The organism is Mesorhizobium sp. M0195 (assembly GCF_040322115.1).
Lineage (GTDB): Bacteria > Pseudomonadota > Alphaproteobacteria > Rhizobiales > Rhizobiaceae > Mesorhizobium.
This window is the reverse complement of sequence record NZ_JAMYSV010000003.1, coordinates 219231-233500: the sequence shown is the minus strand read 5'-3', so window position 1 is coordinate 233500 and position 14270 is coordinate 219231. Positions and strand designations below refer to the sequence as shown.

Annotated in this window: 14 protein-coding genes; 11 read left to right on the top strand and 3 right to left on the bottom strand. The window is 61.5% G+C overall.

Features of this window, described 5'->3' with window-relative positions; all coding sequences use genetic code 11:
• Positions 1-29: 29 nt before the first annotated feature.
• From NKJ12_RS09330 to NKJ12_RS09290, 9 genes are all read left to right on the top strand, one after another.
• Entirely contained in the window at positions 30-680 is a 651-nt protein-coding gene (locus NKJ12_RS09330; protein WP_352702333.1) for an RNA-binding protein, read from the top strand.
• Entirely contained in the window at positions 677-3244 is a 2568-nt protein-coding gene (gene infB, locus NKJ12_RS09325; protein WP_352702331.1) for a translation initiation factor IF-2, read from the top strand. Before NKJ12_RS09330 ends, infB begins: the two co-directional genes overlap by 4 nt.
• A 16-nt stretch (positions 3245-3260) precedes the next feature.
• Complete coding sequence (locus NKJ12_RS09320; protein ID WP_352702329.1) at positions 3261-3833, top strand: hypothetical protein; 573 nt, start codon at positions 3261-3263, stop codon at positions 3831-3833.
• Positions 3834-3937: 104 nt separating this feature from the next.
• On the top strand, positions 3938-4363 hold the full coding sequence (gene rbfA / locus NKJ12_RS09315; RefSeq protein WP_254816270.1) for a 30S ribosome-binding factor RbfA: 426 nt from the start codon (positions 3938-3940) through the stop codon (positions 4361-4363).
• Entirely contained in the window at positions 4363-5316 is a 954-nt protein-coding gene (truB, locus tag NKJ12_RS09310) for a tRNA pseudouridine(55) synthase TruB (RefSeq protein ID WP_352702327.1), read from the top strand. Before rbfA ends, truB begins: the two co-directional genes overlap by 1 nt.
• A 147-nt stretch (positions 5317-5463) precedes the next feature.
• A complete protein-coding gene (gene corA / locus NKJ12_RS09305) occupies positions 5464-6558 on the top strand; it encodes a magnesium/cobalt transporter CorA (protein WP_352644398.1) in 1095 nt (364 codons plus the stop codon).
• 140 nt (positions 6559-6698) lie between these two features.
• Positions 6699-7010: a 30S ribosomal protein S15 gene (rpsO, locus tag NKJ12_RS09300; protein ID WP_280940423.1), complete on the top strand. Its 312-nt coding sequence runs from the start codon at positions 6699-6701 to the stop codon at positions 7008-7010.
• A 407-nt stretch (positions 7011-7417) separates the two neighbouring features.
• The gene (pnp, locus tag NKJ12_RS09295) at positions 7418-9565 is read left to right on the top strand and encodes a polyribonucleotide nucleotidyltransferase (RefSeq protein WP_352702325.1); all 2148 of its coding nucleotides are present in this window, start codon (positions 7418-7420) and stop codon (positions 9563-9565) included.
• A gap of 88 nt (positions 9566-9653) precedes the next feature.
• A complete protein-coding gene (locus tag NKJ12_RS09290) occupies positions 9654-10667 on the top strand; it encodes a class I SAM-dependent methyltransferase (protein ID WP_352506145.1) in 1014 nt (337 codons plus the stop codon).
• 36 nt (positions 10668-10703) lie between these two features.
• Here NKJ12_RS09290 and fabI read toward each other — a convergent pair whose 3' ends face one another.
• The 3 genes from fabI to fabA all read right to left on the bottom strand — a co-directional run bounded on the left by fabI (position 10704) and on the right by fabA (position 13393).
• Entirely contained in the window at positions 10704-11516 is an 813-nt protein-coding gene (fabI, locus tag NKJ12_RS09285) for an enoyl-ACP reductase FabI (protein ID WP_352506146.1), read from the bottom strand.
• 13 nt (positions 11517-11529) lie between these two features.
• Positions 11530-12750, bottom strand: a complete 1221-nt coding sequence (fabB, locus tag NKJ12_RS09280) for a beta-ketoacyl-ACP synthase I (RefSeq protein ID WP_352506148.1) — start codon at positions 12748-12750, stop codon at positions 11530-11532.
• Positions 12751-12874: 124 nt separating this feature from the next.
• Entirely contained in the window at positions 12875-13393 is a 519-nt protein-coding gene (gene fabA / locus NKJ12_RS09275) for a 3-hydroxyacyl-[acyl-carrier-protein] dehydratase FabA (RefSeq protein ID WP_352506149.1), read from the bottom strand.
• Positions 13394-13633: 240 nt separating this feature from the next.
• Here fabA and irrA point away from each other — a divergent pair, with 240 nt between their 5' ends.
• Positions 13634-14065, top strand: a complete 432-nt coding sequence (gene irrA / locus NKJ12_RS09270; RefSeq protein WP_023676913.1) for an iron response transcriptional regulator IrrA — start codon at positions 13634-13636, stop codon at positions 14063-14065.
• A gap of 10 nt (positions 14066-14075) precedes the next feature.
• Positions 14076-14237 carry a hypothetical protein gene (locus NKJ12_RS09265; protein WP_352644393.1) on the top strand — a complete coding sequence of 54 codons (162 nt, stop codon included), beginning with the start codon at positions 14076-14078 and terminating at the stop codon, positions 14235-14237.
• Positions 14238-14270 lie beyond the last annotated feature (33 nt).

The window sequence follows — 14270 nt, the reverse complement described above, 5'->3', positions numbered from 1 at the left end:
GCATCGCACCGAACCCGCCCTTGGACGAGATGAACGATCGCACCTGCATCGTCACCCGCAGGCAAGCCGAACCGGATGAACTGATCCGTTTCGTCGTCGGCCCGGATTCGGCCGTCGTTCCGGACATCAAGAGAAACCTGCCCGGCCGCGGTTGCTGGGTGACGGCCGACCGCCTACATATAGACAAGGCAGCGGCGAAAAACCTGTTTGCCCGTGCTTTTAAGGCGCAGGTGAGCGTGCCAGCCGATCTTGGCGGTATGGTCGACGCGCTGCTTTCCAGGTCCGCTCTGGGCATGCTTGGCTTGGCCCGCAAGGCGGGCGCCATAGCGCTTGGAGCGATCAAGGTCGAGAGTGCCGTGCGCGGCGGACTTGCACTTTTCGTGCTCCACGCGACCGAGGCTTCCGACGATGGCGTCCGCAAGATAAGCCAGGCGCGACGGGCAACCGTCCACCTCGGCGGGCCTGCGATCCGCGCTTACAAACTTTTCTCCGAGGCCGAGTTGAGCTTGGCATTGGGGGGTACAAATGTGATACATGCTGCCGTTCTCGCGGGAGACGCGGGCAGGGCGGTCCAGAAGCGCATGGTTGCGCTCGACCGATATCGGGGCGGTTCCCCGGACGATCTGGCAATGCTTGCGGCCGTTGCTGACGAAGATGATGCCGCAGAGGATATGGAATGAGCGATACGAAATCGGGCGACGACAAGACGCTGAGTGTTACGCCGAAGAAGACCTTGACGCTGAAGCGCCCCGGTATGGAGCAGGGCACGGTGCGCCAGAACTTCTCGCACGGCCGCACCAAGTCCGTGGTCGTCGAGACCAAGAAGCGCAAGTTCTCGCTGCCTGGCGACAAGCCGGAGCCGGCGGCAGCGCCTGTGTCCGTTTTCACGCCGAAGCCGGTCGCGGCAGCGCCTGCCGTGCAGGAAGCTCCCAAGGCGCCGCCGCCTATGCCGTCGGTCGAGCGCGGCGGCATGGTGCTGAACGAGTTGTCGCGCCAGGAAATGGAAGCACGCCGCCGGGCTCTCGAGGGCTCGAAGGTTCGCGACGTCGAGGATCGCCAGCGCGCCATCGAGGAAGCCAAGCGCCGCAGCGAGGACGAAGAGCGCCGCCGCCGCGAGCGCGAGGAATCGGCTCGCCGTCAGGCCGAGGAAGAGGCACGGCTGCAAGCCGAGGCTGAATCCCGCCGCCGTGCCGAGGAAGAGGCGCGCCGCCGTGCGCCGCTCGCCGCCGAACTGGCGACGGTCGATGACGAGGAAGAGGTCAAGCCGAAGCGGGCCGGTGCCGGTGCACCGGTGCGCCGTCTGGTCACGCCCGAAGTGGCACGTCCTGCCAAGCCGACCAAGGGCGAGGAAGACCGCCGCCGCGGCAAGCTGACGCTGAATTCGGCTCTTTCCGACGAGGATGCGCGCGCCCGCTCGCTCTCGTCGATGCGCCGCCGTCAGGAGAAATTCAAGCGCGCGTTGCATAACGAGCCACGCGAGAAAGTCATGCGTGAAGTGATCCTGCCCGAAACCATCACCATCCAGGAGCTGGCGCAGCGCATGTCCGAGCGCGCCGTCGACGTGGTCAAGTTCTTCATGAAGCAGGGCCAGATCCTGAAGCCTGGAGACGTTATCGACGCCGACACGGCCGAACTGGTCGCCACCGAATTTGGCCACACGGTCCGCCGCGTCGCCGAGTCCGACATCGAAGAGGGCTTGTTCAACATCGCCGATCGTCCCGAGGACCTGCAGCCGCGTCCGCCGGTGGTAACGATCATGGGCCATGTCGATCACGGCAAGACCTCGTTGCTCGATGCCATCCGCAATGCCAACGTCGTCTCCGGCGAAGCCGGCGGCATTACCCAGCATATCGGCGCTTATCAGGTCGAGAAGAACGGTCACAAGATCACCTTCATCGACACGCCCGGCCACGCCGCCTTCACGGCGATGCGTGCCCGCGGTGCCCAGGCGACCGATATCGCCATCCTCGTGGTGGCAGCTGACGACAGCGTCATGCCGCAGACGATCGAATCGATCAATCACGCCAAGGCGGCCGGCGTTCCGATCATTGTGGCGATCAACAAAATCGACAAGCATGACGCCGACCCGCAGAAGGTGCGTTCGGAACTGCTGCGCCATGAGGTGTTCGTCGAATCCATGGGCGGCGAGGTGCTGGATGTCGAGGTGTCGGCTACCAAGGGCATCAATCTCGACAAGTTGCTCGAAGCGATCCTGCTGCAGGCCGAAATCCTCGACCTGAAGGCCAATCCGGATCGCACCGCCGAAGGCGTGGTCATCGAAGCCCAGCTCGACAAGGGCCGCGGCCCGGTCGCTACCGTGCTGGTGCAGACCGGCACGTTGATGCCGGGCGACATTCTCGTCGCCGGCAACGAATGGGGCCGGGTACGCGCGCTCGTCAATGATCGCGGCGAGCAGGTCAAGGAAGCGCCGCCGGCAATGCCGGTGGAAGTCCTCGGTCTGCAAGGTACGCCGCTGGCCGGCGACCGCTTCGCCGTTGTCAACAACGAGGCCCGAGCCCGCGAGATCACCGAATATCGCCAGCGTCTGGCGCGCGAGAAGGCGGTGGCCAGACATGCCGGCCAGCGCGGCTCGCTTGAACAGATGATGTCGCAATTGCAGACAAGCGGATTGAAGGAATTCCCGCTGGTCATCAAGGGCGACGTGCAGGGCTCGATCGAGGCGATCAATGCGGCGCTCGACAATCTCGGCACCGACGAGGTGCGCGCCCGCATCGTCCATGCCGGGGCCGGCGGCATCACCGAAAGCGACGTGTCGCTGGCGGAAACGTCCGGGGCTGCGATCATCGGCTTCAACGTTCGCGCCAACGCGCAGGCCCGCGCAGCCGCGGCTGCGGCAGGCATCGAGATCCGCTACTATTCGATCATCTACAATCTGGTCGATGATGTGAAAGCGGCTCTTTCCGGCCTGCTCTCGCCGGAGCGTCGCGAGACCTTCATCGGCAATGCCGAGATCCTCGAGATCTTCGACATCACCAAGGTCGGCAAGATCGCCGGCTGCCGTGTCACCGAAGGCAAGGTCGAGCGTGGTGCGGGCGTGCGCCTGATCCGCGACAATGTCGTCATCCACGAAGGCACGCTGAAGACCCTGAAGCGCTTCAAGGACGAAGTTTCGGAAGTTCCGGCCGGCCAGGAATGCGGCATGGCCTTCCAGAACTACGAGGACATGCGCGCCGGCGACGTCATCGAGTGCTTCCGCGTCGAGATGGTGACCAGGACGCTGTAAAGCGCTTGGCACCGATATGGGCCAGGACGCTTCAAATCTGGAAGGTATGTTCCCTCTATGGGAATATACCTTCCAAACAAATGATACGCAGCTTAAACGTGCTGCGCGTTCGTTTTCCGACCTGCGGTATGGTCGATCCAGGCGTTGGATTCTCACAGGTCTTGCTTGGCTGATTTTGATAGCCGCAGTTCTTTTGATTGTCTGGACATCTGCGTTGGCCGTCGCTCTGCTGGAGTACCTCTCAAAAGGTGTGGTCTCCAGTGAGACAATTTACGTTCTCGCTCAAATTGCGATGGGGACCATATATCTTATAGTAGCTCGTAGTTTTTTTGGTTTTTTAAAAAGGGAGAATAATAATAAGAAAATTGGCGATACCACCGAATCTGTAAAAATCTTCGATGGGCATATTATTCAGTTTTTTGACGGGAGCTCGACAAAGAATCGAAAGATAGAACGGGTGCAATTGAGCAACGATTACCTGTTTTTCCTCGTAGATAAGGGTACCCGTTTCGTTTTTATCCCAAGGGATGTCGTTCCCGCCGATGCGCTCGAGAAAGTAGAAATCTGGGCAACTCAGGCTCGGTCATAGAACGAAAGCCTATTAAGGTCAGTTGCCCAGGGTAGCCAAACCTGCCCAACGGCGTTAAGTCAGCGGTTTGAGGCGGTTCGAACCCGCGCGAAGGAAGAATTTTCATGCCAAGACCACCATCGGCTGGCCCATCCCAGCGCATGCTGCGCGTCGGCGAGCAGGTGCGCCATGCGCTGTCCGAGACCTTGCAGCGCGGCGAGATCCTCGATCCGCTGATCGAGAATGCCGTGGTCTCGGTCTCCGAAGTGCGCATGTCGCCCGATCTGAAGATCGCCACCGCCTTCGTCTCGCCGCTTGGCGCCAAGGATGCCGGTGCGGTGGTCGAAGCGCTCAACAAGCATGCGAAGTTCGTCCGCGGCCGCGTCTCCGGCGCGCTGCGTCAGATGAAGTACATGCCGGAATTCCGCTTCCGGCTCGACACCAGCTACGACAATTTCCAGAAGATCAACGAATTGCTGCACTCGCCCGAAGTGGCGCGCGATCTCAGCGCCGACGACAAAGACAAAGACGACCGGAAGGACAGCGAATAGTGGCGCGCCGCGGCAAGAAGAAGGGCCGGCCGATCTCGGGCTGGCTGATACTGGACAAGCCGGTCGGCATGGGCTCGACCGAAGCCGTCTCCAAGATCAAGTGGCTGTTCCAGGCGGAGAAGGCCGGCCATGCCGGCACGCTCGACCCGCTCGCGTCCGGCATGCTGCCGATCGCACTTGGTGAAGCGACCAAGACGGTGCCTTACGTCCAGGACGGCGCCAAGGTCTACCGCTTCACGGTTGCCTGGGGCGAGGAGCGTTCGACCGACGACCTCGAAGGCCCGGCGACCAAAAGCTCGGACCGCCGTCCGGCGGAAGCCGACGTACGGGCGCTGCTTTCGAAATATACCGGCGTCATCATGCAGACACCGCCGCAATTTTCGGCGATCAAGATCGCCGGCGAGCGCGCCTACGACCTTGCCCGCGATGGCGAGACGATCGACATTCCGGCACGTGAGGTCGAGATCGGCCGGCTCGACCTGGTCGACCACATGGCCGATCGCACCATCTTCGAGGTCGAATGCGGCAAGGGCACCTATGTCCGCTCGCTGGCCCGCGACATGGGCCGCGACCTCGGCTGCTTCGGCCACATTGCCGAGCTGCGGCGGGTCGAGGTCGAGCCATTCACGCAGGAAGATTTCGTCACCCTGGCCGAGCTGGAAGCCGCCCGCTTCGGCGAGCAGGGCGAGCCGCAGGCAGCGGACGCCCCGATCGACTTCGGTGCCATCGATGCACTTCTGGTTGACACCGCCGCCGCGCTCGAATGCCTGCCGCAGGTCGCGATCAGCGATGATGCGGCAACCAAAATCCGCCTCGGCAATCCGGTCATCATTCGCGGCCGTGACGCGCCGGTAGAAGCGGAGGAGGCTTGCGCCACCGCGCGCGGCAAGTTGGTCGCCATCGGCGCTATCGAGCAAGGCATGTTCAAGCCAAAGCGGGTCTTTATCGGGTAACAGCTGTCGCCCGGCGCATGATCTCCAAACCGGATTCTATTTTGGGAAACGATCATGCGTTAAATCCAACGGGGCTACGGTGCCGTTTGCCGTCCGAAAGGATGCGCTGCGCTGTAGTGCCGTTCGACGCTGCACTTGAGGGGGCACATGGCAAAGGCTGACACGGTCAACAAGCGGGCGGCGCTCAAAACACGGAGGCCGCCGGTCGGGGCTTCGCCGGGCACGCTGATCGCCGACCCGGCGGCGCGCCGCTCCGAGCTCAGGCTGACGTTGATCTCGCCTGAAAAGTTCAAGACGATCGACAATGCCAGCATCGACGACGTCAACACCCATTGCCACAATTGGCCGGTCATCTGGCTCGACTGCACAGGCCTCGCCAATATCCAGCTGATCGAGGAGATCGGCCGGATTTTCAACCTGCATCCGCTGGCGCTGGAAGATGTCGTCAATACAGGCCAGCGGCCGAAGGTGGATTTCTTCGAGGACCACGCCTTTGTCGTCGTCAGGATGATCGACGACGTCACCGCGCACCGTTATGAACAGATCACCGTCTTCTTCGGCAAGAATTTCGTCGTCACCTTCCAGGAGCGCGAAGGCGACCCGTTCGATCCCGTGCGCAAGCGGATCGCAAGCTCGGTGCCCAACCGCTTGCGCTCGCGCGGCGCCGACTATCTCGCCTATGCTTTGATCGACGCCATCGTCGACAGCTATTTCCCGCCGATCGAGGCTGCTGGCGAATTGGTCGACAGCATCGAGGACCAGATGCTGCACCAGGCGCACAAGCACCAGATGCGGCAGCTTCACGAATTGCGGCGCGATGCCAATGTGCTGAAGGGCGTGCTTTGGCCGATGCGCGATGCGCTGGCGACCATGATCCGCAACGACGTGCCCTATGTGAAGGCCGAAACCAAGATATTCCTGAACGACACGCTCGATCATTCGCTGCGATTGATCGAACTGGTCGAAACCCAGCGCGACATGCTGACCGGCCTGATCGAGATGCACTTGTCGCTCAGCCAGGCGCGCACCAACGACGTCATCAGCTATCTGACGATCGTCTCGGTGATCTTCATGCCGCTTACCTTTCTCGTCGGCGTATGGGGCATGAATTTCGACCCCGACACCTCGCCCTGGAATATGCCGGAGCTGAAGGCCTATTACGGCTATCCCCTGTCGCTCGCCTTCATGGCGCTTGTTGCGGTCGGGCTCTTTGCGTACTTCAAATGGAAGAAATGGCTCTGACTAGGCAGAAGTGCCCGTTTATGCAGCGAAAAGCCGGCTTGTGAATTAGGCTGGCCTTTTTGTCGGAATTGCACTATATGCGCCGCAGCTTCGCGCTTTGACGCGTTGCTTGCACCGGCCCCTGCTGGACGACATCCCGGCTGAGGGCGTCCCGTTTCCTCAAACAGACAAGGAAAAACACGATGTCGATTACTGCCGAACGCAAGAAGGAATTGATGGGCGAATTCGCAACCGCCAAGGGCGATACCGGGTCTCCGGAAGTTCAGGTGGCCATCCTTTCCGAGCGCATCAAGAACCTGACCGATCATTTCAAGGACCACAAGAAGGATAACCATTCCCGCCGTGGTCTGCTCGCTCTCGTTTCCCAGCGCCGCAGCCTGCTTGATTATCTCAAGCGCAAGGACGACGCGCGCTATCAGACGCTGATCGAGAAGCTCGGTCTGCGCCGTTGACGAATTGACCGGCGGGTTCTTTCGAGAGCCCGCCGGTCGCGCATTGGAGCATCGGATCATCCAAGGCTCCAATGAAGAAAGCAGAGCGCCGCGCACCGGTTTGGCTGCGCAAAGGACGCTCTGAAGTTTTAGATTTGCGCAGGATACTTTCCGAAAACCTGGTTTTCGGGTTCACGCGCAAGGCCAGTCGGATCGATTGGCCAACCCGGTTTCGAAACAGCAGAGGGCCATTCGAAACCGCCCATGGACGGTCATGGGGCAGGATTGCAGGACGCTCGTGCGGCACCGCGCCGAATAGCCGAGCTTCCCGTTGTCTTGCCCGTGGCTGCCCGAGAAAGGAAGCCAAGGGAAAGGGCATCCGCGCACGCTGAAACGGCGCGGCCCTTTCCGCATACGAAGGACAAGACATGTTCAATTACCACAAAGTGGAAATCGAATGGGGCGGCCGCCCGCTCATTCTCGAAACCGGCAAGATCGCGCGTCAGGCTGATGGCGCGGTGCTGGCTACCTACGGCGAAACCAAGGTTCTCGCCACCGTCGTCTCGATGAAGGAGCCGAAACCCGGCCTCGATTTCTTCCCGCTGACGGTCAACTACCAGGAAAAGACTTACGCCGCCGGCAAGATCCCGGGTGGCTATTTCAAGCGGGAAGGCCGTCCGAGCGAGAAGGAAACGCTGGTTTCCCGCCTGATCGACCGCCCGATCCGCCCGCTCTTCGCCGAAGGCTACAAGAACGACACCCAGATCGTCGTCACTGTCGTCCAGCACGATCTCGAAAATGATCCGGACATCCTGTCGATCGTCGCCACCTCCGCCGCCCTGACCTTGTCCGGCGTGCCGTTCATGGGTCCGGTCGGCGCCGCCCGCGTCGGGTACATCAACGGCGAATATGTGCTCAACCCGCACGTCGACGAGATGCAAGAATCGAAGCTCGACCTGGTCGTCGCCGGCACCGCCGACGCCGTGCTGATGGTCGAGTCCGAAGCCAAGGAACTCGGCGAGGACCTTATGCTGGGCGCCGTCATGTTCGGCCACAGGGGATTCCAGCCGGTGATCGACGCGATCATCAAGCTGGCTGAAGTCGCGGCCAAGGACCCGCGCGACTTCACCGCCCCAGACTATTCCGCACTTGAAGCCGAGATGCTCAAGATCGTCGAAGGCGAGCTTCGCGACGCCTACAAGATCACCGACAAGCAGAAGCGCTATGCCGCCGTCGACGCCGTCAAGGCGAAGGTCAAGGCCGCGTTCGCGCCGGCAGAAGGCGAAGAGGCCAAGTACACGTCCGAACAGATCGGCACCGTGTTCAAGGAACTCCAGGCCAAGGTCGTGCGCTGGAACATCCTCGACACCGGCTCGCGCATCGACGGCCGCGACCTGAAGACGGTCCGCAAGATCGTCTCGGAAGTCGGCGTCCTGCCGCGCACGCACGGCTCGGCGCTGTTCACCCGTGGCGAGACCCAGGCGCTGGTCGTCGCCACGCTCGGCACCGGCGAGGACGAGCAGTATGTCGATTCGCTGACCGGCATGTACAAGGAGAAGTTCCTCCTGCACTACAACTTCCCTCCCTATTCGGTCGGTGAGACCGGCCGCATGGGTTCGCCGGGCCGCCGCGAAATCGGTCATGGCAAGCTCGCCTGGCGCGCCATCCGGCCGATGCTGCCGACCGCCGACCAGTTCCCCTATACGTTGCGCGTCGTTTCGGAGATCACCGAGTCCAACGGTTCGTCATCGATGGCTACCGTCTGCGGCACCTCGCTGGCGCTGATGGATGCCGGCGTGCCACTGGCCAAGCCGGTCGCCGGTATTGCAATGGGCCTGATCAAGGAAGGCGAGCGCTTCGCCGTGCTCTCCGACATTCTTGGCGACGAGGACCACCTCGGCGACATGGACTTCAAGGTTGCCGGCACCGCCTACGGCATCACCTCGCTGCAGATGGACATCAAGATCGAGGGCATCACCGAGGAGATCATGAAGATCGCGCTTGACCAGGCCAAGGAGGGCCGTCAGCACATTCTCGGCGAAATGGCCCACGCGCTGTCCGGCGCGCGTGCCGAACTCGGCGAGTTCGCACCGCGCATCGAGGTCATGCACATTCCGACCGACAAGATCCGCGATGTGATCGGCTCGGGCGGCAAGGTCATCCGCGAAATCGTCGAAAAGACCGGTGCCAAGATCAACATCGAGGATGACGGCACGGTCAAGATCGCTTCGGCCAACGCCAAGGAGATCGAGGCGGCGAAGAAGTGGATACACACCATCGTCGCTGAGCCGGAAGTCGGGGAGATCTACGAAGGCACGGTCGTCAAGACCGCCGACTTCGGCGCTTTCGTCAACTTCTTCGGCCCGCGTGACGGTCTCGTCCACATCTCGCAGCTCGCCAATGATCGTGTCGCCAAGACCTCCGATGTCGTCAAGGAAGGCGACAAGGTCTGGGTCAAGCTGATGGGCTTCGACGAGCGCGGCAAGGTCCGCCTGTCGATGAAGGTCGTCGACCAGGCCACCGGCAAGGAAATCGCTCGCGACAAAAAGAGCGAAGGCGAAGAAAACGCCGCCTAAGCTGATCTAACTATGCAATCGAAGCGGGCGCGCCGGAAGGTCGCGCCCGTTTGCATTCAACAACAGCCTTGCAGTTCAAGAGTGGTGAATGTCCGCCGAGCCGCTGAAGACGCTTTTCCATCCATTCGAGGCGGGGGCTGTGTCCCTGCCACGAAAGGATGAATGCATTCTCTTTCTCGGTGCCGAGCCCGGCTTTCGCTTACCCGAAGGCTTTGATGCCAAGCTTCATCTCGTCCAAGGCTTCAGGCCGCATTTTCGTGCCTTGCAGGCATCCGGCTTCACTGTCACGCCGCAGGTCGAAGGCGAGGCTTTCGACGCGGCATTTGTGCTCGCCGGCCGCCATCGCGGCCAAAACGAGTTGCGCGTCGCCGAAGCGGTCGAACGCGTGGCACCAGGGGGGTTGATCGTCGTCGCCGGCGGCAAGGACGATGGCGTCGCCAGCCTGCGCAAGCATGTCGGCGCCCTTGTGCCGCTCGAAGGCCACCTGCCGAAGCATCACGGCATTGCCTTCTGGTTTCGCCGGCCGGCCGATACCGTTGCCGCGGCAACGCTTCGAGCCGCCAATCCGGATTTGGTGGTCGAGGACCGCTTCCGCACGGCCCCAGGCATGTTTTCCTTCGACAAGATCGATGCGGGATCGAAGCTGCTGGTCGAAAATCTGCCCAACGATCTGCGTGGCAGTGTTGCGGATTTCTGTGCCGGTTGGGGCTATGTCGCTGCCGAGGTCGCCGCCCGCTCACCCGGCATATCGGCGCTTGACCTTTACGAAGCGGATTTCGAGGCGCTGGAGGCGGCCAAAACCAATGTCGGCAGCACAGGCGTGGAACCACGTTTCTTCTGGACAGATCTTTTGAGCGAACCGGTCGAGCGCCGCTACGATGTGGTCGTCATGAACCCGCCCTTTCACCGCAGCCGGGCGACTGAGCCGGAAATCGGTGCCGGTATGATCCGCGCGGCAGGCAAAGCGCTGAAGCCGGGCGGCCGGTTGTTCATGGTGGCAAACCGTCAGCTTCCCTACGAACCGGTGCTGGCGGCCGCCTTCTCCAGCCATGGGGAGCTCGCCCGCGACGGCATGTTCACGGTCTTCTCGGCGCGACGCTGAAACGCTGCGGGGCAAGCCGGCGACGTGTCGCTCGCGCTATTCCCGTCCGGCGTCGGTCTGCTTCAACTCGTCAAGCGTCGGCATGGACACGATGTGATAGCCGGAATCGACATAGTGGATTTCGCCGGTGACGCCGGACGACAGGTCGGACAGCAAATAGAGCGCGGAGCCGCCGACTTCGTCGATCGTCACCGTACGGCGTAGCGGCGAGTTGCGCTGCTGGTAGGAGAACATGTGGCGTGCGTCGGAAATCCCGGCGCCCGCAAGCGTCCGTACCGGTCCCGCCGATATGCCGTTCACCCTGATGCCTCGCGGGCCGTAGTCGTTGGCTAGATAGCGGACGCTGGCCTCCAGCCCGGCCTTGGCAACACCCATGACGTTGTAGTTCGGCATGACGCGAACCGAACCCGCATAAGTCAGCGTGATCATCGAGCCGCCGTCCTTCATCAACGTGGCGGCGTGGCGGGCAACCTCGGTGAAGGAATAGCAGGAGATCACCATGGTGCGGATGAAATTGTCGCGGCTGGTATCGGCGTAGAGGCCTTTCAGCTCGTTCTTGTCGGAAAAACCGATGGCGTGGACAATGAAGTCCAGCCCACCCCATGCCTTGCCCAAGGTCTCGAAAGTTGCGGCGACCGATGCGCTGTCCTCGACGTCGCAAGGCACCACCAGCGATGCGCCCAGCTTCTCGGCGAGCGGCTTGACCCGGCGTCCGAAGGCCTCGCCCTGATAGGTGAAGGCGAGTTCCGCGCCATGTTCGGACAGTTTGCGGGCGATACCCCAGGCAATGGAATGATCGTTGGCGACACCCATGACAAGCCCGCGCTTGCCCTTCATCAATCCGTCCATGGTCGGCAAATCCTTATGCGGAATAGCGCTGGAAAATCAGCGTAGCGTTGGTGCCACCGAAACCGAACGAATTGGACAAAACAGTGTCGATCCTTGCGTCGTCGATGCGCTTGCGCACGATCGGCATGCCTTCGAATTCCGGATCGAGGTTCTCGATATGGGCGCTCTCGCCGATGAAGCCGCCTTGCATCATCAGGATCGAGTAGATCGATTCCTGCACGCCGGCCGCACCTAGCGAATGGCCGGTCAGCGATTTCGTCGATGTGATGAAAGGCACTTCCTCTCCGAACACCTCGCGGATGGCGCCCATTTCCTTGGAGTCGCCGACCGGCGTCGAGGTGCCGTGCGTATTGATGTAGTCGACTGGTGAAGTGACGGTCGCCATTGCCTGTCGCATGCAGCGTGCCGCGCCTTCGCCCGATGGCGCCACCATGTCGTAGCCGTCCGAGGTGGCGCCATAGCCGACGATCTCGGCATAGATCTTGGCGCCGCGCGCTTTTGCGTGCTCGAGCTCTTCAAGAATCAGCACGCCGGCGCCGCCGGCAATGACGAATCCGTCGCGATCGACGTCGTAGGCGCGGGAGGCGACCGATGCCCTGTCGTTGAACTTGGACGACATGGCGCCCATGGCATCGAAGAGATCCGACATCGTCCAGTCGAGATCCTCATGGCCGCCGGCGAAGACGATGTCCTGCTTGCCCCACTGGATCAGCTCGTAGCCATTGCCGATGCAATGCGCAGACGTCGAGCAGGCCGATGAGATGGAATAGTTGACGCCGTGGATCTTGAACCAGGTGGCAAGCGTCGCCGACGCGGTCGACGACATCGCTTTTGGCACCGCGAACGGGCCGATCCGCTTGGGGCTGCCGTTTTTGATCGTGGTCTCGGCCGCCTCGACGATTGCACGGGTCGACGGTCCGCCGGAGCCCATCACGATGCCGGTGCGCTCGTTGGTGATGTCGGTCTCGTCGAGGCCGGCATCTGCGATCGCCTGGTCCATTGCGACGTGGTTCCAGGCAGCACCCTGCGACAGGAAGCGCATGGCGCGACGGTCGATCATGCCCGACGGATCCAGTGTCGGCGCACCCCACACCCGGCAACGGAAGCCATGCTCGGCGAAAGAGTCGGAGAAGCTGATGCCGGATCTGGCATCGTGCAGCGAGGTCTGCACCTCGTTGGCATTATTGCCTATCGACGACACGATGCCGAGACCTGTGACTACGACCCGTCTCATTCGCAACTCCTTCCAGCGCGGACCTCCGAAACCTGAAATCGATTTGCGGAACGGAACCATGCGCAAAATTAAAGTGCTACAGCGTCCTTTGGACGTCCAAGACGTGGCACTGTAGGGTCTTCGTTCAGACGGCGGCCGATTGCTTGGAAAGACCGACCTTCAGATCCGTTGCCGCATATATGGGCTCGCCATCTGCCTTCAGCCAGCCATCGGCGATACCAAGCACAAGCCGACCGCGCATCACCCGCTTGAAGTCGACGCCATACTCCACCTTCTTGACCGTTGGCGTGACCATGCCTTTGAACCTCACCTCCCCGGTCGACAGAGCCATTCCCTTGCCGGGTTCACCGAGCCATCCGAGATAGAACCCCGTCAACTGCCACATGGCGTCCAGGCCCAGGCATCCCGGCATGATCGGATTGCCAATGAAATGGCAGGCGAAAAACCACAAATCCGGCTTGATATCGAATTCCGCGCGGATGAAACCCTTGTCGAACGCACCGCCAGTTTCGCTGATCTCGGTGATGCGGTCGAACATCAGCATCGGCGGATAGGGCAGCTGCGCATTTCCCGGTCCGAACAGCTCGCCGCGGGCGCAGGCAAGCAATTCCTCGTAACCGTAGCTGGATTTCGAACCCGCCATCAATCTCGTCCCCGTGATCGTCCCGGGCGATAGGCGCCCTTGTCGGTGGTTTCCTAACACAATCTGTTTCAGGCCGGAAACCGGCGTTTGCGCTTAACCTGCCCGTCTGCCCGGGTCAATGCGCGCTATTGATCGCATTCGGTCGACAGAATATATGTCACGACACGTTCAGTTTCGGCAGATGCTCTATTTCTGCCATTTTGGGCGTGTCTGAGGCGGAACTGTGAGCGCGACGGGTAGATGGATCTGGGTTGCCGGAAGGATAATGTCGCTGTGGACAAGCGGGTTCGCGAGGCCGGTCTGAGGCCGACACGCCAGCGCATCGCGCTGGCCGATCTGCTTTTCGCCAAGGGCGACCGCCATCTTTCGGCCGAGGAACTGCACGAGGAGGCGCTTGCCGCCGGCGTGCCGGTGTCTCTGGCCACCGTCTACAATGCTCTGCACCAGTTTACCCAGGCCGGTCTTCTGCGCATCCTTGCCGTCGAGGGATCGAAGACTTATTTCGACACCAACACCTCCGATCACCATCATTTCTATATCGAGGGCGAAAACAGGATCTTCGATATCGACAGCGGCCCGGTGACGGTTTCCAACTTGCCGGAACCGCCGGAAGGCATGGAGATCGCCAATGTCGATATCGTGGTGAGACTGCGTCCGAAACGCTGCGACTGACCGGCGCCTTATGAAATTCCTGGATTTGACGCTCCGGCTCGAATGGGTCGCAGTCGCGGTGGCGGCTTTTGTCTTCTATGCGATCGCTGGTGTTCCTGGTGGTTGTTTGGGATATGGCTTGAAGCTGTCGAGCAGTTTCCAGGATACCCATCTCGGCCGCATCGGCCGCTAAACCATCCCCGAACCGAAGATCAGCGAAACAAGT

What these genes read in the sequence shown, in the direction of transcription:
- corA (WP_352644398.1), top strand. Translation starts at nt 5,464, where the DNA reads ATGGCAAAGGCTGACACGGTCAACAAGCGGGCGGCGCTCAAAACACGG.
- rbfA (WP_254816270.1), top strand. Translation starts at nt 3,938, where the DNA reads ATGCCAAGACCACCATCGGCTGGCCCATCCCAGCGCATGCTGCGCGTC.
- NKJ12_RS09320 (WP_352702329.1), top strand. Translation starts at nt 3,261, where the DNA reads ATGGGCCAGGACGCTTCAAATCTGGAAGGTATGTTCCCTCTATGGGAA.
- NKJ12_RS09290 (WP_352506145.1), top strand. Translation starts at nt 9,654, where the DNA reads ATGTCCGCCGAGCCGCTGAAGACGCTTTTCCATCCATTCGAGGCGGGG.
- irrA (WP_023676913.1), top strand. Translation starts at nt 13,634, where the DNA reads ATGGATCTGGGTTGCCGGAAGGATAATGTCGCTGTGGACAAGCGGGTT.
- infB (WP_352702331.1), top strand. Translation starts at nt 677, where the DNA reads ATGAGCGATACGAAATCGGGCGACGACAAGACGCTGAGTGTTACGCCG.
- fabB (WP_352506148.1), bottom strand. Translation starts at nt 12,750, where the DNA reads ATGAGACGGGTCGTAGTCACAGGTCTCGGCATCGTGTCGTCGATAGGC.
- NKJ12_RS09265 (WP_352644393.1), top strand. Translation starts at nt 14,076, where the DNA reads ATGAAATTCCTGGATTTGACGCTCCGGCTCGAATGGGTCGCAGTCGCG.
- pnp (WP_352702325.1), top strand. Translation starts at nt 7,418, where the DNA reads ATGTTCAATTACCACAAAGTGGAAATCGAATGGGGCGGCCGCCCGCTC.
- NKJ12_RS09330 (WP_352702333.1), top strand. Translation starts at nt 30, where the DNA reads ATGAACGATCGCACCTGCATCGTCACCCGCAGGCAAGCCGAACCGGAT.
- fabI (WP_352506146.1), bottom strand. Translation starts at nt 11,516, where the DNA reads ATGGACGGATTGATGAAGGGCAAGCGCGGGCTTGTCATGGGTGTCGCC.
- fabA (WP_352506149.1), bottom strand. Translation starts at nt 13,393, where the DNA reads ATGGCGGGTTCGAAATCCAGCTACGGTTACGAGGAATTGCTTGCCTGC.